This window comes from Corynebacterium sp. MSK122 (assembly GCF_030229435.2).
Classification (GTDB): Bacteria; Actinomycetota; Actinomycetes; order Mycobacteriales; family Mycobacteriaceae; genus Corynebacterium; species Corynebacterium marquesiae.
In genome coordinates this window covers 33,613-51,869 of sequence record NZ_JASPHV020000006.1, presented here as the reverse complement: position 1 = coordinate 51,869, position 18,257 = coordinate 33,613, and the positions used below count along the sequence as shown (strand labels likewise).

At 60.4% G+C, this 18,257-nt stretch carries 20 protein-coding genes; 12 read left to right on the top strand and 8 right to left on the bottom strand.

The features are described 5' to 3' along the window. The first annotated feature begins 17 nt into the window (after window positions 1–17). Window positions 18–878, top strand: coding sequence for a PspA/IM30 family protein (locus tag QP934_RS03975; RefSeq protein WP_337887398.1), 861 nt, complete (start codon window positions 18–20; stop codon window positions 876–878). 79 nt (window positions 879–957) lie between these two features. Here QP934_RS03975 and QP934_RS03970 read toward each other — a convergent pair whose 3' ends face one another. Genes QP934_RS03970 through QP934_RS03960 form a run of 3 tightly spaced genes read right to left on the bottom strand, consistent with a single transcriptional unit; the run spans window position 958 to window position 2,845 of the window. Continuing rightward, a complete protein-coding gene (locus QP934_RS03970; RefSeq protein WP_419126863.1) occupies window positions 958–1,578 on the bottom strand; it encodes an energy-coupling factor transporter transmembrane component T family protein in 621 nt (206 codons plus the stop codon). A gap of 11 nt (window positions 1,579–1,589) precedes the next feature. Beyond that, window positions 1,590–2,282 carry an energy-coupling factor ABC transporter ATP-binding protein gene (locus QP934_RS03965; protein ID WP_419126862.1) on the bottom strand — a complete coding sequence of 231 codons (693 nt, stop codon included), beginning with the start codon at window positions 2,280–2,282 and terminating at the stop codon, window positions 1,590–1,592. Beyond that, the gene (locus QP934_RS03960; protein WP_419126861.1) at window positions 2,282–2,845 is read right to left on the bottom strand and encodes a biotin transporter BioY; all 564 of its coding nucleotides are present in this window, start codon (window positions 2,843–2,845) and stop codon (window positions 2,282–2,284) included. Before QP934_RS03960 ends, QP934_RS03965 begins: the two co-directional genes overlap by 1 nt. Window positions 2,846–3,008: 163 nt before the next feature. Here QP934_RS03960 and QP934_RS03955 point away from each other — a divergent pair, with 163 nt between their 5' ends. The 5 genes from QP934_RS03955 to QP934_RS03935 all read left to right on the top strand — a co-directional run bounded on the left by QP934_RS03955 (window position 3,009) and on the right by QP934_RS03935 (window position 7,456). Beyond that, window positions 3,009–3,224 carry a DUF3046 domain-containing protein gene (locus QP934_RS03955; RefSeq protein ID WP_005325117.1) on the top strand — a complete coding sequence of 72 codons (216 nt, stop codon included), beginning with the start codon at window positions 3,009–3,011 and terminating at the stop codon, window positions 3,222–3,224. A gap of 182 nt (window positions 3,225–3,406) precedes the next feature. Continuing rightward, window positions 3,407–4,543 (top strand): recombinase RecA, encoded by a 1,137-nt coding sequence (recA, locus tag QP934_RS03950; protein ID WP_005328639.1) that lies wholly within the window; start codon window positions 3,407–3,409, stop codon window positions 4,541–4,543. A 50-nt stretch (window positions 4,544–4,593) separates the two neighbouring features. Further along, complete coding sequence (recX, locus tag QP934_RS03945) at window positions 4,594–5,196, top strand: recombination regulator RecX (RefSeq protein WP_337887402.1); 603 nt, start codon at window positions 4,594–4,596, stop codon at window positions 5,194–5,196. A 45-nt stretch (window positions 5,197–5,241) separates the two neighbouring features. Continuing rightward, the gene (gene miaB / locus QP934_RS03940; protein WP_419126860.1) at window positions 5,242–6,804 is read left to right on the top strand and encodes a tRNA (N6-isopentenyl adenosine(37)-C2)-methylthiotransferase MiaB; all 1,563 of its coding nucleotides are present in this window, start codon (window positions 5,242–5,244) and stop codon (window positions 6,802–6,804) included. 22 nt (window positions 6,805–6,826) lie between these two features. Further along, complete coding sequence (locus QP934_RS03935; RefSeq protein WP_337887403.1) at window positions 6,827–7,456, top strand: hypothetical protein; 630 nt, start codon at window positions 6,827–6,829, stop codon at window positions 7,454–7,456. Window positions 7,457–7,467: 11 nt separating this feature from the next. Here the strand turns inward: QP934_RS03935 and QP934_RS03930 are convergent, their stop codons facing one another. Both QP934_RS03930 and QP934_RS03925 read right to left on the bottom strand, forming a co-directional pair. After that, window positions 7,468–8,586 (bottom strand): GNAT family N-acetyltransferase, encoded by a 1,119-nt coding sequence (locus QP934_RS03930; protein ID WP_419126859.1) that lies wholly within the window; start codon window positions 8,584–8,586, stop codon window positions 7,468–7,470. After that, window positions 8,586–9,890, bottom strand: a complete 1,305-nt coding sequence (locus QP934_RS03925) for a DUF349 domain-containing protein (protein ID WP_419126858.1) — start codon at window positions 9,888–9,890, stop codon at window positions 8,586–8,588. Before QP934_RS03925 ends, QP934_RS03930 begins: the two co-directional genes overlap by 1 nt. Before the next feature lie 136 nt (window positions 9,891–10,026). On the opposite strand from QP934_RS03925, the gene QP934_RS03920 reads away from it, so the two are divergent. Genes QP934_RS03920 through dapF form a run of 3 tightly spaced genes read left to right on the top strand, consistent with a single transcriptional unit; the run spans window position 10,027 to window position 12,388 of the window. Continuing rightward, window positions 10,027–10,626, top strand: coding sequence for a hypothetical protein (locus QP934_RS03920; protein WP_419126857.1), 600 nt, complete (start codon window positions 10,027–10,029; stop codon window positions 10,624–10,626). Next, window positions 10,626–11,522, top strand: coding sequence for a tRNA (adenosine(37)-N6)-dimethylallyltransferase MiaA (miaA, locus tag QP934_RS03915; RefSeq protein WP_419126856.1), 897 nt, complete (start codon window positions 10,626–10,628; stop codon window positions 11,520–11,522). Before QP934_RS03920 ends, miaA begins: the two co-directional genes overlap by 1 nt. A gap of 5 nt (window positions 11,523–11,527) precedes the next feature. Further along, window positions 11,528–12,388, top strand: a complete 861-nt coding sequence (dapF, locus tag QP934_RS03910) for a diaminopimelate epimerase (protein ID WP_419126855.1) — start codon at window positions 11,528–11,530, stop codon at window positions 12,386–12,388. Between the two features lie 32 nt (window positions 12,389–12,420). Here dapF and QP934_RS03905 read toward each other — a convergent pair whose 3' ends face one another. Together QP934_RS03905 and QP934_RS03900 are read right to left on the bottom strand one after the other, a co-directional pair. Continuing rightward, a complete protein-coding gene (locus QP934_RS03905) occupies window positions 12,421–13,032 on the bottom strand; it encodes a hypothetical protein (RefSeq protein WP_419126854.1) in 612 nt (203 codons plus the stop codon). A gap of 36 nt (window positions 13,033–13,068) precedes the next feature. After that, window positions 13,069–13,866 carry a hypothetical protein gene (locus QP934_RS03900; RefSeq protein ID WP_225746838.1) on the bottom strand — a complete coding sequence of 266 codons (798 nt, stop codon included), beginning with the start codon at window positions 13,864–13,866 and terminating at the stop codon, window positions 13,069–13,071. A gap of 75 nt (window positions 13,867–13,941) precedes the next feature. Here QP934_RS03900 and hflX point away from each other — a divergent pair, with 75 nt between their 5' ends. From hflX to QP934_RS03885, 3 genes are all read left to right on the top strand, one after another. Next, complete coding sequence (gene hflX, locus QP934_RS03895; RefSeq protein WP_225746839.1) at window positions 13,942–15,435, top strand: GTPase HflX; 1,494 nt, start codon at window positions 13,942–13,944, stop codon at window positions 15,433–15,435. A gap of 31 nt (window positions 15,436–15,466) precedes the next feature. Next, window positions 15,467–16,747 carry a uracil-xanthine permease family protein gene (locus QP934_RS03890; RefSeq protein WP_419126853.1) on the top strand — a complete coding sequence of 427 codons (1,281 nt, stop codon included), beginning with the start codon at window positions 15,467–15,469 and terminating at the stop codon, window positions 16,745–16,747. A 131-nt stretch (window positions 16,748–16,878) separates the two neighbouring features. Beyond that, window positions 16,879–17,868 carry an HNH endonuclease signature motif containing protein gene (locus QP934_RS03885; RefSeq protein WP_419126852.1) on the top strand — a complete coding sequence of 330 codons (990 nt, stop codon included), beginning with the start codon at window positions 16,879–16,881 and terminating at the stop codon, window positions 17,866–17,868. A 68-nt stretch (window positions 17,869–17,936) separates the two neighbouring features. Here QP934_RS03885 and QP934_RS03880 read toward each other — a convergent pair whose 3' ends face one another. Further along, entirely contained in the window at window positions 17,937–18,206 is a 270-nt protein-coding gene (locus QP934_RS03880; protein ID WP_005325102.1) for an HPr family phosphocarrier protein, read from the bottom strand. Window positions 18,207–18,257: the final 51 nt, after the last annotated feature.

Sequence of the window (18,257 nt, the reverse complement as noted above, 5' to 3'; positions counted from 1 at the left end):
AAGGTGTGAAGCACACCATGGCGAACCCATTTGTTAAGGGCTGGAAGTACCTGATGGCACTCTTCGATAATAAGATCGAGGAAAACGCCGATCCGAAAGTGCAGATCGAGCAGGCTATTGAGGATGCTCAGCGTCAGCATCAGGAGCTGTCTCAGCAGGCGGCCGCCGTGATTGGTAACCAGCGGCAGCTGGAAATGCAGCTTAACCGCCGTTTGGCAGAGGTAGAAAAACTGCAGGGCAATGCTCGCCAGGCTCTGGAATTGGCTGATCAGGCCCGTGCCAAGGGCGATGAGAATAAGGCCGTGGAGTACGAGAACGCAGCAGAGGCCTTCGCCGCCCAGCTGGTTACGGCTGAGGAGTCCGTGGAGGATACCAAGAAGCTGCACGACCAGGCGCTGCAGCAGGCAGAAAAGGCCAAGAAAGCGGTTCAGCGTAATAACGCCGCGCTGCGCGAAAAGGTCAATGAGCGCTCCAAGCTGCTTTCCCAGCTGGAGCAGGCAAAGATGCAGGAAAAGGTCTCTGAGTCTTTGAACTCCATGAACGAGCTGACTGCCAATGGCAATACGCCGTCTCTGGATGCTGTGCGCGATAAGATTGAGCGCCGTTACTCCAAGGCGCTAGGCCAGGCTGAGCTTGCTGAGAACTCTGTGGAAAACCGCATGGCCGAGGTTCAGCAGGCGGGCATACAGATGGCCGGTCATTCCCGCTTGGAGCAGATCCGCAGTGAAATGAACTCTTCTAAGTCCGTGGAAGGCAATAAGGCTCAGGCCATTGAGGGCAATAAAGCTTCTGGCTCTGCTGCCGACAGCGCTGCCCAGCCAGGCAGTGCCAACAACGATGCTGTACAGGCCCGTCTGCGTGAGTTGCGTGGGGAGTAAAACCCTCGCTGTCTTTTAAAACGTTATCGCCTCTCTTGGCCATCATGTGGTGGTGCAAGGGAGGCGATAACTTATGCTGCTAGTCGCCGACGCCGCGGGCCTGCAACGCTTCCCCCATCGCGCGCGCTCGCCGGATGGAGCGAATAATAACGGGGGTGCCAAACGCCAGCGGGGACATCCCGGCACCGCGCGCTTTGCGGGCATCGAGGACTTCATAGACGGTTTCAAACATCAGCGGGATGAGCCGAATAGTCAGTGACATAGCCAAGCTGATGTTTTCTACCGGTATTCCTAGTCGCTTTAAGGGCTGCAGCGACTCTTCCAGTGACTCCATGATTTCATCTACCGTGGAGGTCAGCGTGAGCAAGAAGGCAGCCATCATAGCGGCGAAGACATTGAGGAACATCACCGCCGCATAGTCGAAGTCCTTTGCCCACCATTGAAAGCCTGCCAAGGGGACTAGGAAAAAGAGAGGCGGCCAGATTTGACTCCACGCAATGCCCAGCGGAATCTGAGCGCAAGCATAGAGAAAGACGACGAAAATGACGCCGCCTGCTGCCCACGGAATGGACTTGAAAAAGATGCTGGTGACCAGGATAAAGACTAAGAGGAATGCGATCTTCCAACTAGGTTTGATGCGATGAACAAAACCGGTGCCATCAACATAGACGGAAAGTGGGAGATTCGTGCGTCGTTGCATGAGAATTCTCCCTACAGTGGCCGCTGGGCCATGAGGTCTTGGTAAAAATCTATGACCTCCGCCGGCCGGCCATCCGCGGCGATGCGGTGGTCATCGATGCAAATGATCCGATCAAAATCGCGCAGAAAGTCCAGATCGTGCGTCACCACAATTAGTTGCTGTTCTAATCGCGCGAATTCTCTTTTGATTCGATCGCGGTTGCGCAGATCCAGCAGGGTAGTGGGCTCATCAGCGATGATGAGAATCGGGTCGATGACCATGACCGCTGCCAGCGCGAGGAGCTGCTTTTGTCCGCCGGAGAGCGTATGCGGTGAGCGCTCAGCAAATTCGGCGAGTCCGAAGCGCTCGAGGGCAGCATCCACGCGGGCGAGGCGCTCGTGTTTCGGCAGCTTAAAGCGGCGGAGCGAAAAGGCGACGTCATCGCGCACATTGGGCATGACAATCTGGTTTTCGGCATCCGAAAAGACAAACCCCACCTTTTCGCGCACCTTTTTGCCCTGCTTGGCGACGTCCATCTGGTCTACCGTCACCGTACCTTCACTAGGCTCGCCCAACCCATTAATGAGCCTGGTCAAGGTGGATTTCCCGCCACCATTCTGGCCGATGATGCCAATGCGTTGTTCGGTGAGGGTGAGGTTGATGTCCTCGAGCACCACGGTGTCATCAAAAGCCACCGAGACCGAGGTAAATTCGATCGTGGGCACTAGGCGGCCTTTCGTCCCATTAGATCGGGGAAGGCCGTGTGAACACCGAGAGCGATGATGACGGCAACGACAAGCTTTCCGGCATCGACGGGGATGAAGGGCAATTGGGCTGCGAAGGCTGGGCCAATTTCCAAGCCAGAGCGGATCATGAGACCAAAGGCGCCGCAGATGTATTGGACGGCGAGGCCGACAATGGCAGCAATGGCAAGTATGACCGCCATGCCACCCTTGTTTTTAGGGGAGCGGTAGGCAATTGCACCTGCAACCGCTGGCGAGAGAACATAGCCGATGATGTAGCCCGCGGTTGGGCCTGCCAAGGCACGCAGTGTGGTACCGCCACCTGCTAAAACTGGGAGGGCAAGGCCCAGGAACAAAAAGAGGAATCCCACGTAACCGCCGCGCTTGCTACCCAAAATAAGGCCGGCGAGGATCAGCGCTGCGTTTTGCAACACGATGGGCACGCCGGCTGAACCGATGGGGATGGACACGAAGGCAAGGACGATGACGAGAGCGGTAAACACAGCAACATAGGCAATGGTGGTTGCCAGAGAGTTCTTTTTCATGTTCAAGAGGTTAGCATTGCACGAAAACTGCAGACAATTGAGGGTTTTGAACGGTGTTCATTCGAGGCTGATAATTGTGAGGTAGGGCCATTGCGGTGGGCTCCCAATCGACGCTTTCTGGTCCGCTGGCGCCCGTGCTTTGGTGCTGAGTAGGATGGCGCGCATGCGATTGACCGAGTATCACCAGCTCATTGTGGACGAATTTGGCGAGTCTAAGGGAAAGTGGATTAGCCACTCCCATGTCTTGCCCGACCTCGGGGCAACGCCCGATGAGCTTATCGAACGCGGCGTCGATCCGCGTCGCGTCTGGCTGAGCCTGTGCGATGACTTTGATGTACCGAAGGAGCGCAGGTTGGGAGTCGATTACCCAACTTTATAGCGTCGTTGAATTTGGCGGACTGGCGTGTTCACTTTCAAAATTCGAACAGATGTATGTAATATGGCGGAGGTGTCGATGCAGTCGTCTACAGTGGGATGGCGTTGACGGAGGGAACCGTTTGAGTTCCACGGCAGTCTAATAATGCGTTAGTACATCGTCGTTAAAGATAAGGATGAAAGTTAATGGCAACCAAAAAGAAGTCTTCTTCTGCCGCCTCTAAGGGAGATGACCGCCAAAAGGCCCTCGATGCCGCAATGGCCATGATTGAGAAGGATTACGGCAAAGGCGCTGTGATGCGCCTGGGTGATGACAACCGTCCACCGATTAAGGCCATTTCTTCCGGTAATACCGCAATCGATGTTGCTCTGGGTATTGGTGGTTTCCCGCGCGGGCGCATCGTAGAAATCTATGGCCCGGAGTCTTCTGGTAAGACCACTGTTGCGCTGCACGCCATTGCATCTGCACAAAAGGACGGCGGCATTGCCGCGTTTATTGACGCCGAGCACGCGCTCGACCCGCAGTATGCTCGCCTGCTTGGCGTGGATACCGATAACCTTTTGGTTTCCCAGCCAGATACCGGCGAACAGGCCTTGGAGATCGCCGATATGCTGGTACGCTCTGGCGCAATTGACATCATTGTCGTTGACTCTGTGGCTGCCCTTACCCCGAAGGCGGAAATTGAAGGTGAGATGGGTGATAGTCACGTCGGCCTCCAAGCCCGCCTGATGTCGCAGGCGCTGCGCAAGATGACCGGTGCCCTGTACAACTCCGGTACCACCGCTATCTTCATTAACCAGCTGCGCGAAAAGATTGGCGTGATGTTCGGCTCGCCAGAGACCACCACCGGTGGCAAGGCGCTCAAGTTCTACTCTTCCGTGCGCTGCGATATCCGCCGCATCCAAACCTTAAAAGATGGCCAGGATGCCATCGGTAACCGCACCAAGCTCAAGGTAGTAAAAAACAAGGTCTCACCGCCATTTAAGATTGCCGAGTTCGACATCATGTATGGCGAAGGCATCTCTCGCGAGTCGTCCATCATCGACCTTGGCGTCGAAAACGGCTTCATCCGCAAGTCCGGCTCCTGGTTTACCTACGAAGGCGACCAGCTGGGCCAGGGTAAGGAGAAGGCGCGTAATTTCCTGAAGGATAACCCGGATCTAGCCAATGAAATCGAGCAGAAGATTTTCCAGAAGCTCGGTATCGGCGAGGCCGCGGCCGAAGGCGAAGAGGGCGCCGCGATGGACGTTCCTGGTGCCGATGACCCATTGACCGATGAGTCCGTCGATCTCGTTCCAAACGTCGATTTTGACGACGACTAGGATGGTCTAACCCGTATCCACACACCCCGCCTACCATTTGAATCTGCATCATGAATCAGCCCGCCCCCGAAAAGCTCGCCCAACTCCGCCAGGCCCTCGAGGCATATGAGAATGGAGCAGCTGGGGGTGGGCTTTTTGATCGAGAGGCAGAGGAAGCTAAGGCCAAGGTCCGCGCTCGGGCGCTGGGCCTTTTGGATCAGCGTTCTAGGTCCCGGAAAGAGCTCTATGATCGTCTAGTAAAGGCCGAGTTTGAGCCAGATGTCGTTGAGGACGTGCTAGATGATTTAGCCCACGCAGGGCTGGTGAATGACGCCGCTTTTGCACACGAGTGGGTGCGCCAACGGCATAAGCGGCGCGGCAAGTCCAGCTCGGTTCTCAACAGGGAATTGCGGGAAAAGGGCGTAAGCGAGGCCGACCGTGCTGAGGCCCTCGAGCAAATTGACCCTGCCGATGAACAGGCCATGGCACAGGCCCTTGCGGAAAAGAAGGCTCGCTCCATTAAGACCGTCCCGCCGGATCGCAAGGAGCGCGACAAGGCCCTACGCCGCATCGTGGGTGTGCTGGCACGCCGCGGCTTCAATGAAGGAATGTCATTGCAGATCGCAATCGCAGCGCTTGACGCGCGGTGCGCGGAACTGCGCGCAGAGGACTGATACGGCCAAGGTAGGGTAGCGCCTGAGTGACCAAGTCCGACAGTTATGAGATGCCTAGCTTCATGGCTAAACTATGCCGACGTGGAGCAGACAATCGCAGATAACCGTACTTATGAAGTCCGAACTTTCGGCTGCCAGATGAATGTGCACGATTCAGAGCGCATCTCTGGCCTCTTGGAGGAGGCCGGCTACGCGGCCGCCGGCGAAGGCGTGGAGCCAGATCTCATCGTCTTTAATACCTGCGCCGTGCGCGAAAACGCCGATAAGCGGCTCTACGGCACCTTGGGTGCCTTGAAGAAGACAAAGGAAAATCATCCCGGCATGCAAATTGCCGTGGGTGGTTGCTTGGCGCAGAAAGACAAGGACACCGTCCTAGATAATGCCCCGTGGGTTGATGCTGTCTTTGGCACTCACAATATGGCGGCCCTGCCGACGCTGTTGGAGCGCGCCCGACACAACGATGAAGCCCAGGTGGAAATCGTTGATTCCCTCGAGGCTTTTCCGTCGGTCTTGCCAGCCAAGCGTGAGTCTGCCTATGCCGGCTGGGTTTCTGTTTCTGTAGGCTGCAATAACACCTGCACCTTCTGCATTGTTCCTTCCTTGCGCGGCAAGGAAGAGGACCGTCGGCCCGGCGATATCCTGGCCGAGGTCAAAGCCCTAGTAGACCAGGGCGTATCCGAGGTCACCCTGCTGGGACAAAACGTCAATGCTTATGGCGTCAATTTCGCCGATCCCGATATGCCACGCGACCGTTTCGCCTTTTCTAAGCTGCTGCGCGAGGTCGGCAAGATCGAAGGCCTTGAACGCCTGCGCTTTACCTCTCCGCACCCGGCGGAGTTTACTTCCGACGTCATCGATGCCATGGCCGAGACCCCAGCTGTGTGCCCGCAGTTGCATATGCCGCTGCAATCTGGCTCCGACAAGATCCTTAAGGACATGCGTCGTTCCTACCGTACTAAGAAGTTCCTGCGGATTTTGGACGAGGTACGGGAGAAAATTCCGCACGCCGCAATCACGACCGATATCATCGTGGGCTTCCCAGGCGAGACCGAGGAAGACTTCCAAGACACCATGGAGCTTGTGCGCCGCGCTCGCTTTGCCTCGGCCTTTACCTTCCAGTATTCGCCGCGTCCGGGAACCCCGGCTGCGGAAATGGAGGATCAGATTCCCAAAGAAGTCGTCCAGGATCGTTTCGAGCGTCTCGTTGCCCTGCAAGATAGCATCCAGGCCGAGGAAAACAAGAAGCTCATCGGCACGGATGTGGAGCTTTTGGTGCAGGCCGAAGGCGGCCGCAAAAACGATGAAACCCACCGCATGACCGGCCGTGCGCGCGATGGCCGCCTAGTGCATTTCACCCCGGTTGATTCGGATGGCACGGATATTTCGGCGGAGATTCGCCCTGGCGATGTGGTGCATACCCAGGTCACCGGTGCGGGCTCCTTCTTCTTGCTTGCCGACGCCGCCGTTACCTCCCACACCCGTACTAAGGCCGGGGACATGTCTGCTGCCGGCGAAACGCCTACCACCACACCCATCGGCGTCGGTCTGGGATTGCCGTCGATTGGCAAGCCCGCAGCGGCCGAATCTGGCGATTCCTGCGGTTGCTAGCAGGGGAGTAGGCTAGGGAGCCATGACTGAGGAACATTCGACCACCGTAGCCCATAATGCAGCTAACGCTGAGCGTAGAGCAGCACAAACAATGGACCTCGGCGGTCACAAAGTCACGCTGTGCATTGCAGTGGTGGCCTATCTCCTCTACCTGATTTTGCCCTACGCCGGTCCAGCCCACGGCTGGGAGGCATTGACGTTCGGCACCACGTCAAGTGGTGTCAGGATTTCCATCGTGGAAACCGTCTCTGCGTGGCTCGCGCTCATTGGGTTGGGCATTCTTACTCCGGTGACACTGTTCACCCGCCGTGCCACGCCTGGGCTGGTTGCATGGATGCTGGTGACGGTGTCCTTTTTTGCCAACCTATGGGGCTTTTGGCTCCGTGGTTCTACCGCCGACGGGGCGTCGCTGGGAATGTGGGTGGGAATGCTGGCTACTTTCCTAGCATTTCTGGCCTATAGCATGGTGGCGCTGCGCCGCAGCCCAGAGCAGAAGGCCGCCGAAGCTCGCGTGCGCGCCACCGCCGGACAGCTCGATGAGGTGGGCGAATTCCAATCTAGGATTGATGCGGCACCGCAGCAGGAGCCACTGGAGGACAATCGCCGCAAGCAAGCCGCCGAACGCCACCGCGCCCAGCGCGGCGAGCAGTAGGCCTACCGCCACTAGTCCCGCAGCCGCAACTCCCACGCAGAAGAGCGGGAGAGTTCCCGGGCGCCTAGGCTGCGGTAAATAGCATTCATGGCCGCATCCTTGGCCGCAACGGAACAATAGCAGCGTCGCACTCGCGGCCAATAGCTTGCCACCTCATGCAGCGCTGTGAGCTTGGCCAGCTGCGCAAGTCCGCGGCGGCGGTGGGGGCGATCGGTCACAGTCAGGGTCCACTCACATACCTCAGGATTCGCGTCCTCGTGACGCGCCATCTCAGTCAGCGCGAGTATGCTCCCGTCCTCGGCGGTGAGTGCGATAAGAAGCGTGTGCCCGCGACGAGAACGCAGGCGGCTGTGCGCTTCGCGCAATCGAGCACGCGTCCACACGATGGGCTCCACCGTCAGATCACCAGTTTCCGCATCTGTGGACGCTAGGCTAAGCAGCCGCATGACCTCGTCGAGATAGCCCTCAGGGATGTCGTAATCTGGCCAGACTCGGGCGGTGATCCCTGCCGGGAGCAGTGCTGCGACAGGGCTTTCGGGGATGTCCATTACCAGCTGGTGCTCCGCATGCCTTTGCGTAAATCCCAGATGGCGGTAGATGCTTCCCATAGCGTCGTAGTCTGGGTCCGCGCCCGGCGGGTGCAATAGTCCCACGTGCGCTACGGTGCGGCCGAGTTTCCGGGCCAACTCCAGTGCCTTCGCCCCCATCCACTCGGCTACTTGGCGTCCCTTCTCATCGAGCTGTTCGCCAGGGAGGGGCAAATCGCACAGCACGCATTCAATCTCTGCTGCCTCGCGCTCTTCTAAAAGCGGCAGGCTAATGTGGATGAACCCGAGGTAATCCAGCTCCGGGCTGGGTTCTATTGCGGGAATCTGCGGCAGTCCTAGCTCAGAAACCTCACCAAGGGTGGAGTCGCCGTCCACTACGGCAAAAAGATGGGTCTGTGATTCGCTAGAACCTTGCAGACGCTGGACCACGCGGCCCGGCGACGTCGATGCCGCGGCATCGCCACTTGCTTCTTGGGCCGCCAAGTTGGCCCAAAAGACGAAGCTGCGAATGCAGTCCGCAGGTTCGCTGGGCCGGGCGTGAGCGGTAGGCGAGTGCGGCCGCGCAATGTGGACGAGGTGCACTACTTATCGTTGACGGCATTAGCGGCGGCGTCGGCAAAAGCCTGCCACTGCTCGGCCTGTGCACGCAGATCAGCGGCCTTTTTCGCATTGCCCTTGGCCTCAGCTGCCTCGGCCTGAGAGTTAAACTCATCGACCTTAGCTTGGAACTGCGCCACGCGTGCTTGCGCCTCTGGGTCGGTGCGGCGCCACTCGGATTTTTCTGCCTCGGTGACGCGCTGCTCCAGCGCTTCAATCTTGGACTCGTACTCGCGCACTTGCTTGCGGGGAACGAAGCCTACCTCTTCCCATTTTTCCTGCAGCTCGCGCAGCTTGGCCTTCGCACCTTCGATGCTCTTGGACGGGTCGATCTGGCCGTCGTATTCCGCAATCAAGGCGTCCTTGGCCTTGGCATTTTCTGCAAACTCACGGTCTCGCTCGTCATTGACGGCATTGCGGGCATTGAAGAACTTGTCCTGGGCGGCGCGGAAGCGGGCCCAAAGCTTATCGTCCACGTCGCGCGGGGCGCGGCCGGCGGCCTTCCACTCGGTCATCAAATCGCGATAGGCGCGGGCGGTGGGGCCCCACTCGGTGGAATCCTGGATGGCCTCGGCACGCTCGACGAGTTCTTCCTTCTTCTTGCGGGCAACCGCACGGGCGCGGTCCAGCTCGGCAAAGTGGGAGCCTCGACGGCGGTTGAAGGAGTCGCGGGCGCGGGAGTAGCGCTTCCACAGGGCATCGTCGGTCTTGCGATCAATGCCCTTAATCTGCTTCCACTCCTCCAAGATCGCGCGGATGCGGTCTCCAGCGGCCTTCCACTCGGTGGAGTTTTCGGCGATCTCTTCTGTTTCCGCCGCCAGCTTCTCCTTGGCAGCAATAGCTTCCTCGCGGCGACGCTCCTTATCGGCCTGCGCCTGCTCGCCGGCTTCTACCGAGTGCTCAATGACGGCAACAAGGCGGCGGTCAAGGGCCGCGATATCACCGATAACCGCAGCGGTAGGCAGGGTTTCGCGTAATTGCGCTGCGGTCTTCTTGATGCCAGCGGCCTCACTGGGGTTGGCGCGCAGGCGGGCCTCGAGCAATTCAATTTCGGTGGAGAGATCGTCGTAGCGCGCGCCATAGTGCTGTAGCCCCTCCTCGGGAGTGCCGGCCTGCCATTCGCCAATCTTGCGCTCGCCCTCCGGAGCGGAAACGAAGACGGAACCATCCGCGTCGACGCGGCCCCATTTGGCAGGGTCATTCTTGCTTGGTGCCTGCACGGGAACAGGCTTTGCGGTGGGGCGAGGGCCCTTCTTGGGCATGGAACCTGGGGTAGGGATGGGAGACATGACAAGCCCTCCTATGCATAGATCGCCGCGCGTCACGGCTGCCGAATAAAATCACTCGATACATTACCGCGAATATCCCGCGCGTGCCCAGATTCTATTTAATTACCTCCACTTGGGTAGATAGTATGGAGGAATAATGTTCAATCTCATGGTAATGCCAGCGTCACCGGCGTTGGCCGTGGAGCTTTCCGCTCATGACGCCGCCTCCCGCGCACTACTTGCCGCTGCCCGTACGCTCGCAGTGGAGGCTGCGGCCGCCGGAATAGCGGAAGTAGATATCGTCGGCAGCCAAGATAAGCGCTGGTATACCGCCCATACCGGTAGCTTACGGGCCTGGGGCGCGGCCACGGACCTAGGCGGCGGCAACTTTCTTCCGGAGATCATGGCCCGGTACGTGCTGCACAGCGTGCCACAGCTTAATGCCCGCGCTAGCCGGGAGCGCATCGGCCAGCCGGATCCGGCGGCGCTCACTATCGTTGTGGTAGATGGCAGCGCGGGTCTGACCGAGCGCGCCCCCTTGGCGCTCGTTCCCGGTGCCCAGGAAGCGCACGAGTGGTGCGAGGAGGTGCTAATGGGGGCGTCGGCAAGCAAGGCAGGCGAGTGGCTGTCCCAGCGCGGTGTGGTAGAGCCCGCGCTGTGGGAGGAGTTAGCAGGACTACAACCAAAGAAGGCGCGGTTGCTGGCCACCGACGCCACCCTGGGTGTTGGCCGCTACGTTGCAGGGTGGGAGGTCTAATGCGCCCAATTGCAGTGTTTGGACCTACCGCGTCTGGCAAATCCGCACTGGGGCTCGCACTTGCGCATGAACTAGACGGCGAGGTGGTCAACGTCGATTCGATGCAGCTCTACCGCGGTATGGACATTGGCACCGCCAAGCTCACCTCGGCCGAGCGCGAGGGAATCCCGCACCACCAGCTCGATGTGTGGCATGTGACCGAGACCGCTTCTGTGGCCCGCTACCAGCGCGATGCCATCGCGGACGTGGAAGGCATCATGGCCCGCGGCAAGACGCCAATCCTGGTCGGCGGCTCCATGCTTTATGCCCAAGCGCTTGTCGACGACTGGCAGTTCCCACCCACCGACCCCGCTGTCCGCGCCAAGTATGAGGCCCGGCGCGTAGAAATCGGTACCGATGCCCTGCACGAGGAGCTAGCGCAGGTGGATCCGGCCGCAGCCGCCATCATTGAAGATAAGGACCCACGTCGCACAGTGCGCGCCTTGGAGGTCATCGAACTGACCGGTAAACCTTATAAGGCTAGCCAACCGCCGAAGGACGCTCCGCCGCGGTGGGGCACCCGTTTGCTTGGCCTGCGCACTACCGCAGATTGGCTTAATCCGAGCATCGAGCTACGCACGCGCCAGATGTTTGATCGCGGGCTCATCGAGGAAGTCGAGCGCCTCCAATCCCAAGGCTTGGTGGCCGATTCCACGGCCGGGCGCGCCATAGGGTATGCGCAGGTATTCCAAGCCCAGCGCGGCGAACTTACGTGGGATGAGGCCGTCGAGCGCACAATTACCGGGACACGGCGCTACGTGCGCCGCCAACGTTCCTGGTTCAACCGCGATAAGCGGATCATGTGGCTGGATGCCGCGGGCGATACGACCGCCCAGGCGCTGCGCGCGCTAGGGTAGGGAGCATGAAATTTGCCAAGGGTCATGGAACTGAGAACGACTTTGTCATCGTCGAGGACCACGCGGCCGCCACGCCGCTTTCCCCCGAGCGCGTAGTGGCGCTGTGTGATCGCCGCGCCGGTATCGGCGGCGATGGTGTGCTGCGCGTCGTGCGCGCCGAGGCCTTGCTCGCGGCCGGGGAAATCGAGTCGCTGCCCGAGGGCATCGCGTCCAGTGACTGGTTCATGGATTACCGCAACGCCGACGGTTCCGTGGCCGAAATGTGCGGCAATGGCACCCGCGTTTTCGCCCACTGGCTGCGCTCGCGCGGCCTCGCGGAAGAAGACGAGTTCACCATCGGTACCCGCGCCGGGGCCAAGCGCGTGACGGTGCACTCGTGTGATGAGCATGCGGCTGAGGTCACCGTGGAGATGGGACCGGCCGAAGTAACGGGTGTATCTACCGCGTCTATGGCCGGGGAGAGCTACGCGGGTCTAGGCGTTGACATGGGCAACCCCCACCTCGCGGCCGTGGTGCCGGGGCTGGATGCCGAGGGCCTTGCAGCCAAGACTTTCGAGCAGCCCGTCATTGATGATTCTTTCTTCCCCGCCGGCGTGAATGTTGAGGTCGTGACCCCGCTGCGCGATGGCCACGTGCATATGCGCGTCTTTGAGCGCGGGGTAGGAGAGACCCGCTCCTGCGGCACCGGCACCGTGGCGGCCGCGACCGCCGCGCTTGCCGACGCCGCCGTTGACCACACCACCACCCCTCACGGCACCGTGCACGTACACGTCCCCGGCGGGGAAGTGACGGTGGACATCTACGAGGGTGGCTCGCGCCTGACCGGCCCGTCCGCCATCGTCGCCACCGGCGAGACCTCCCTTTAGACTGCGTCGGGCCCGACGCGCGCGGTGAGTACTTAGGCGCTGCGCCCTTCGCCTTCCTCTTTCTCGAATGCTTGCTCTTCGAGGGCTTGGCGGCGCAGGGCGCGATTTTTTACTTCGTTCTTTTCATACTTCGGCCCGAGCGCAAAAGCGGCGCGGCGGGCCGATAGCCATGTTTCCTTGAGCTCGCGAGCCCGTCCATCGGTCACCTTCAGCAAGGATTCCAGCTCGTTGGTGCTGACCTCTTCCGCGTTGACGCGCAGGTTCAACCGGCGCAGGAACCGTCGGGCGCCCGAAATTTCATAGTGGAAGGCTTCGATGGTGGGGTCGGAGCAATCCAGATCTAAAAGCGCCGGCCGGTAGAGCGTGCGGTCCGCGATCTTCTCGGCCGCCTCGGAGGACCGGAAGTCTTCGTACTCCGCCAAGACGTCCTCAATATCTTCGGCAGAGAGCCGAATAGAGCTGCGCAGCGCCGCCTGCTCCGAGGCATCCGGTCGTGCGTGGAGCATAAGCAGTGCCGCCGCGATAAGTAGTGCCGCGATGAAAACCCCGGGAAGTTTTAGGGTTGCCACAACCGCCACTGATCCGACCAGGATCAGCGCGAGAACCAGCATCCGCCGGTTTCTCGCATTTTCCGGAAAAGGCATCCACACAGCTATTCCACCAGACCCTTGCGTCAGTTTTTAGTGGCCGCCGCAGCCGCAGCCACCAGAGCCACAACCGCAGCCAGCGCCGTCGCCGCAGCCACCGCTGGGCATTTCAATAGAAGCCGTCAGCAGGGCGGTGCCGGCCACGATAGAGTCCTTGGCCGGTAGCTCGTCGCCCCCCGCAGGTAGGCAGAGATCAAAGGGGAAAAGGCCATCCATGACGAGGTGGGCGAATTTCTCGCCGGTTAGCTCATTGGTACGCCACTCGGATTCCATGACGCGGGCCGCAAAGGTAGCGGCTGGGGTAGGAACCTCCGCGCCAGAGCCGGAGGAGATAACCTTCGCTCCCGCGGACTCAAAGAGCGCCGGGAACTCGCCCTCGGCCGCCTCATAGGCAGCGGCAGACTCGTAGGTGCGGACATCAAGGCCCATGGCGGTGAGGGAGATTTGCTGCCATTGCTGCAAGGGTTCGTCGGCAAGCAAAGGCCCCTGCGCCAAGTTCGCGGTGGCCTGGGCGATGGTGGTGCCGAAAGGATCGATAATCTCCAGCAGGGCGAGGACATCGTTGACCATCTCCACGTGGGCGAACCCCTGCGTAACGGCATTGAAGCCAATGAAAGTAGCAAAAGGTTCCACCGCGAGGATATTGAGCTGCGCGCCCGATGGATCGGTGAACTGAATCAGCTGACCACCGCGTACCTCGCCGGTAACGGCCAAGCGATCGCTAGCGATAGCGGCCTCGACGGCATCCTGCCAACGTTCGAAATTGAGGCCGATGGCCTGCATTTCGGTATTCTGCTTCACCCCAGTGTCCTTAACGTTCATGCCCGCCATTGTATCTCCTTGCGCAGCCAGCTAAGAATCCGCAATTCCCGCTTTCAGCCGCAACATGCCAAAATGAAAGGTAGTATGACCGAATTTTCCCAGCACAATAACGACGATCTCCTTGCCCGCGCGTTCCGCGATAATGACGCCCCGGCCGCACCAGAGGCGACGCCCACCACCGGTGACCTTGACCTGGCAGAGCGCAACGCCTTCCGCCGCGTTACCCGTGAGACCACCATCCGCGCCGAAGACACCACCGATGGCTATGAGGTGGAGTACCGTAAGCTGCGCCTCGAGCGCGTCATCTTGGTTGGCGTGTGGACCGAAGGCACCGTGGCCGAAGTCGAAGCCACCATGGACGAGCTTGCGGCGCTGACCGAGACTGCCGGCGCCGAAGTAGTAGAGATGATCTACCAAAAACGTGATAAGCCTGATCCCGGCACCTTCATTGGCTCTGGCAAGGTCAAGGAATTGCGCGATATCGTCGAGGCCACCGGCGCCGATACCGTGGTATGCGATGGTGAGCTCAACCCCGGCCAGCTCACCGCTCTCGAGCGCGCGCTTAACACCAAGGTCATTGACCGCACGATGCTCATCCTTGACATTTTTGCCCAGCACGCCAAGTCCAAAGAGGGCAAGGCACAGGTATCCTTGGCGCAGCTGGAATACCTCTACACCCATACCCGTGGTTGGGGCGGCAATCTTTCGCGCCAGGCGGGCGGCCGCGCCGGCTCCAACGGCGGCGTGGGCCTGCGTGGTCCCGGTGAGACCAAGATCGAGACGGATCGCCGTCGCATCCGCACGGAGATGGCTCGGTTGCGCAGGGAGCTGCGCGCTATGAAGACCGCCCGTGAGGTCAAGCGTTCCAAGCGCCAGCGCTCAACCATCGCGCAGATAGCTATTGCCGGCTACACCAATGCTGGAAAGTCCTCGCTCATCAACGCCATGACCGGCGCCGGCGTGTTGGTGGAGGACGCACTCTTTGCCACGTTGGACCCTACCACTCGCCGTGCCACGCTTGCCGACGGCCGCCAGGTCGTCTTCACCGACACCGTCGGGTTTGTCCGCCACCTGCCCACGCAGCTGGTCGAGGCCTTCAAATCCACCCTGGAAGAGGTACTGGCCGCCGATATTATGCTGCACGTGGTCGATGGCTCTGACCCATTCCCGCTCAAGCAGATTGAGGCGGTCAACCAGGTCATCTATGACATTGTGTCCGAAACCGGCGAGCAGGCCCCGCCCGAGATCATCGTTATTAATAAAATCGACCAGGCCGATCCGCTGGTGCTCGCCGAGCTGCGTCACGTACTCGACCACGAGGACGTCGTCTACGTATCCGCGCGAACGGGCGAGGGAATCGACGAGCTTACCGCGCGCGTAGAACTCTTTCTCAACGCCCGCGATAGCCACGTCAAGCTGCAGGTTCCCTTCACCCGCGGCGATGTGGTGGCTCGCGTCCACGCCGAGGGCACGGTGCGCCACGAGGAGTACACGGCCGATGGCACGCTTGTCGACGTCCGCCTTCCCGCACCCACCGCCCGCGAACTCGCCGAATTCATCGTGGAGGAAGTTTCCTAAAACTAGCCCGGGTGATCCATAATTAAGGCTCGTGAGCTTAAAAGGTTGGACCGTCCACGGAGACGGTAAAAGGATTGCACCGGGCGCGGTCGTAGCGCCGGAAGAACGACTCAGCTGGGGCCGAACCATCGGCATCGGAATGCAGCACGTGGTGGCCATGTTCGGCGCTACGCTTTTGGTTCCCACCTTGACCGGATTCCCCGTCAATACGACGCTGCTCTTTTCCGGTCTCGGCACAATTTTGTTCCTGCTTATCACGCGCAATCGCTTACCGTCCTATCTCGGCTCCTCTTTCGCGTTCATCGCACCGCTATCTGCTTCGCAGCAGTACGGCATCGCCGCGCAAGCGGGATCCATTTTGGTCACCGGCCTCGTCTTGGCCGCGGTGGGTGTGGCAGTCAAAATCGCCGGCCGCCGCGTCCTGGACGCCGTCATGCCGCCGGCGGTGACCGGTTCGATTGTGGCCCTCATCGGGCTCAACTTGGCGCCGAATGCGGCCGAGAACTTCGCCTCCCAGCCGCTCGTGGCCGCCGTGACGCTACTCGTTATCCTGCTGGCCACCGTCGCCGGCCGCGGCATGGTCTCGCGCCTGTCCATCCTGCTCGGAGTGGTCGTCGGCTGGGTCTTCGCGGCGCTGACCGGCAACCTCGGCGATGACGCCGTGGCGGCCATCGATGCCGCCCCGTGGGTGGGCCTGCCGGAATTCCACGCGCCTTCTTTCAACGTCTCCGCCATTGCCGTGGCGCTTCCCGTGCTGGTAGTTCTCATCGCGGAAAACGTCGGCCACGTCAAGGCCGTCTCCGAGATGACAAAGCGCGATCTCGATGACCTGGCCGGTGACGCCCTGATTGCCGATGGCCTCGCGTCCACCCTTGCCGGCGGCTTCGGTGGCTCCGGTACCACGACCTACGCCGAAAATATCGGCGTGATGGCCGCAACGCGTGTGTATTCCACCGCCGCCTACTGGGTAGCAGCCTTTACCGCTATCCTTTTGGCCTTCGTGCCGAAGTTTGGTGCGCTGATCTTTACCATCCCTACCGGCGTTCTCGGCGGCGCCTGCATCGTGCTGTATGGACTCATCGGCATGCTGGGTGTGCGCATCTGGATGGATAATAAGGTTAATTTCAATAACCCGGTCAACCTGACTGCGGCCGCGGTGGCGCTGATCGCGGGCATCGGCAACCTGACCCTCACCGTGGGCGGGGTTTCCCTCGAGGGCATTGCGTGGGGCTCGGTTGGCATCATCGTGGCCTATCCGATTATGAAAAAGCTCTACGATTCCGTCGGCGAGGGACACGGCGCCAAGTACTAATTTTCAACCTGTGAATAACTGCCCGTCGCGCGCCCGCGGCGGGCAGTTTTGTTGACGGGCCAACGCGGGTTATCCACAGCGGGCCGATATGCGGCTCGCGTAGGCCTGCGGGTGCTGTTTAACTCAGCGGCATGACCGCATTAGACGCATACTTAAACGCTGTGGGCGCCGGCATGGACATTATCGCCGCCGTTCAGGGGCTCAGCGATCGTGAGCTGATCGCGCGAGGCGCCTCAGATATAGCCGCGCGCGACCTGCTGCGTCTATGCGATACCTACTTCGGCCGGTGCGGCTTTGCCGCCAAACAGCGAGCGGCGCGGCAGACTGGGCATTCCCTCGACGTGCTACTGCTGATTGAAAAGTATGCCCTGCGCTTGCCGACGCAGCGCGATGCCTGGACCCTACGCACCGAACTGTGTGCCTTTCGCGGCAGCGCCACCGCCTTGGAAAAGCGCGCCCGCGCCTTGGTACGCGAACTGCGACCGCGCCGCGAGCCCGAAAAGGGAGTACGAATTACCCGCCGCTCCGGCGGCCCGTGGTCACTGACCATTACCGGGGATTCGGCCGATGTGGCGGATATGCACGCTGCATTGGATGCCAATAAGCCGCTGGAATCTGCCAAAGACCTCTTCTTTGGCAAGGCGGATGCGTCGCGCACAACGGTGACGACGCAGGTGGTTCTCACTCTTGACGAGCTCGACCGCGTAGTAGATGGAGGCGGCGAGGAAATCACCCTCCAACTCACCAATGGCGCTCGAATCACCGGAGCCGAGCTTTTCGCGCGGACACTGAGCGACCACGGCTATGTCACGCTCGTCCATCCCCATGAGGGTCCGGTCAACCTCTACCGGACCTCGCGCGTAGCCAACGACAAGCAGCGGCTCATGGCGGCTGCGGTCAACCCGGTATGCCCGTGGGAGAGCTGTAACTATCCTGCCGACAAGTGCCAGATTCACCACCTCAAAGCCTGGAAGCATGGCGGCGAGACCAACGCTGCGAACCTTGCGACATGCTGTGCCTATCACAACGGCGTCAATGATGATGACCCCAACGCCCCGCCGCGACGAGGCCGGCTAGCCCGAGTGCGTGGGCAGGTGACGTGGGTGCCACCGTGGGGATAGGTGGCGTCGGCAAGCGAAAGGCTCCCCACCGCAAGGGTGGGGAGCCTAAAGTCGAACCGTTTTAGGACTTAGGAAGCGTCTAGGTCCTTCTCGATGAGAGCAGCAATCTTTTCCACTGCTTCTTCGTTTTCGGAGGTGACGGTAACCTCATCGCCCTGTTCTGCACCAAGAGCCATGATCATCAGGGAAGAGGCAGCGTCGGTCTCATCCTCATCATCGTCGCCGACCAGGTTAAGGAAGATATCCTCATCGAACTCGCCAGCAGCGTCCGCGATAATGGATGCGGGACGTGCGTGCAGGCCTACGGAGGAGCCAACCTTTACAGTCTTGGAAGCCATGGAAATTATCCTTTCTTACGGGGATTTTTACAATCCAGTGTACGAGTGTTT

Coding starts and splice junctions, on each gene's coding strand:
- QP934_RS03970 (WP_419126863.1), bottom strand. CDS start 1,578: ATGCAACGACGCACGAATCTCCCACTTTCCGTCTATGTTGATGGCACC.
- recA (WP_005328639.1), top strand. CDS start 3,407: ATGGCAACCAAAAAGAAGTCTTCTTCTGCCGCCTCTAAGGGAGATGAC.
- QP934_RS03920 (WP_419126857.1), top strand. CDS start 10,027: ATGTTCAATCTCATGGTAATGCCAGCGTCACCGGCGTTGGCCGTGGAG.
- QP934_RS03885 (WP_419126852.1), top strand. CDS start 16,879: ATGACCGCATTAGACGCATACTTAAACGCTGTGGGCGCCGGCATGGAC.
- dapF (WP_419126855.1), top strand. CDS start 11,528: ATGAAATTTGCCAAGGGTCATGGAACTGAGAACGACTTTGTCATCGTC.
- QP934_RS03925 (WP_419126858.1), bottom strand. CDS start 9,890: ATGTCTCCCATCCCTACCCCAGGTTCCATGCCCAAGAAGGGCCCTCGC.
- recX (WP_337887402.1), top strand. CDS start 4,594: ATGAATCAGCCCGCCCCCGAAAAGCTCGCCCAACTCCGCCAGGCCCTC.
- QP934_RS03975 (WP_337887398.1), top strand. CDS start 18: ATGGCGAACCCATTTGTTAAGGGCTGGAAGTACCTGATGGCACTCTTC.
- hflX (WP_225746839.1), top strand. CDS start 13,942: ATGACCGAATTTTCCCAGCACAATAACGACGATCTCCTTGCCCGCGCG.
- QP934_RS03935 (WP_337887403.1), top strand. CDS start 6,827: ATGACTGAGGAACATTCGACCACCGTAGCCCATAATGCAGCTAACGCT.
- QP934_RS03900 (WP_225746838.1), bottom strand. CDS start 13,866: ATGGCGGGCATGAACGTTAAGGACACTGGGGTGAAGCAGAATACCGAA.
- QP934_RS03955 (WP_005325117.1), top strand. CDS start 3,009: ATGCGATTGACCGAGTATCACCAGCTCATTGTGGACGAATTTGGCGAG.
- QP934_RS03880 (WP_005325102.1), bottom strand. CDS start 18,206: ATGGCTTCCAAGACTGTAAAGGTTGGCTCCTCCGTAGGCCTGCACGCA.
- QP934_RS03905 (WP_419126854.1), bottom strand. CDS start 13,032: ATGCCTTTTCCGGAAAATGCGAGAAACCGGCGGATGCTGGTTCTCGCG.
- miaA (WP_419126856.1), top strand. CDS start 10,626: ATGCGCCCAATTGCAGTGTTTGGACCTACCGCGTCTGGCAAATCCGCA.
- QP934_RS03960 (WP_419126861.1), bottom strand. CDS start 2,845: ATGAAAAAGAACTCTCTGGCAACCACCATTGCCTATGTTGCTGTGTTT.
- miaB (WP_419126860.1), top strand. CDS start 5,242: ATGAGATGCCTAGCTTCATGGCTAAACTATGCCGACGTGGAGCAGACA.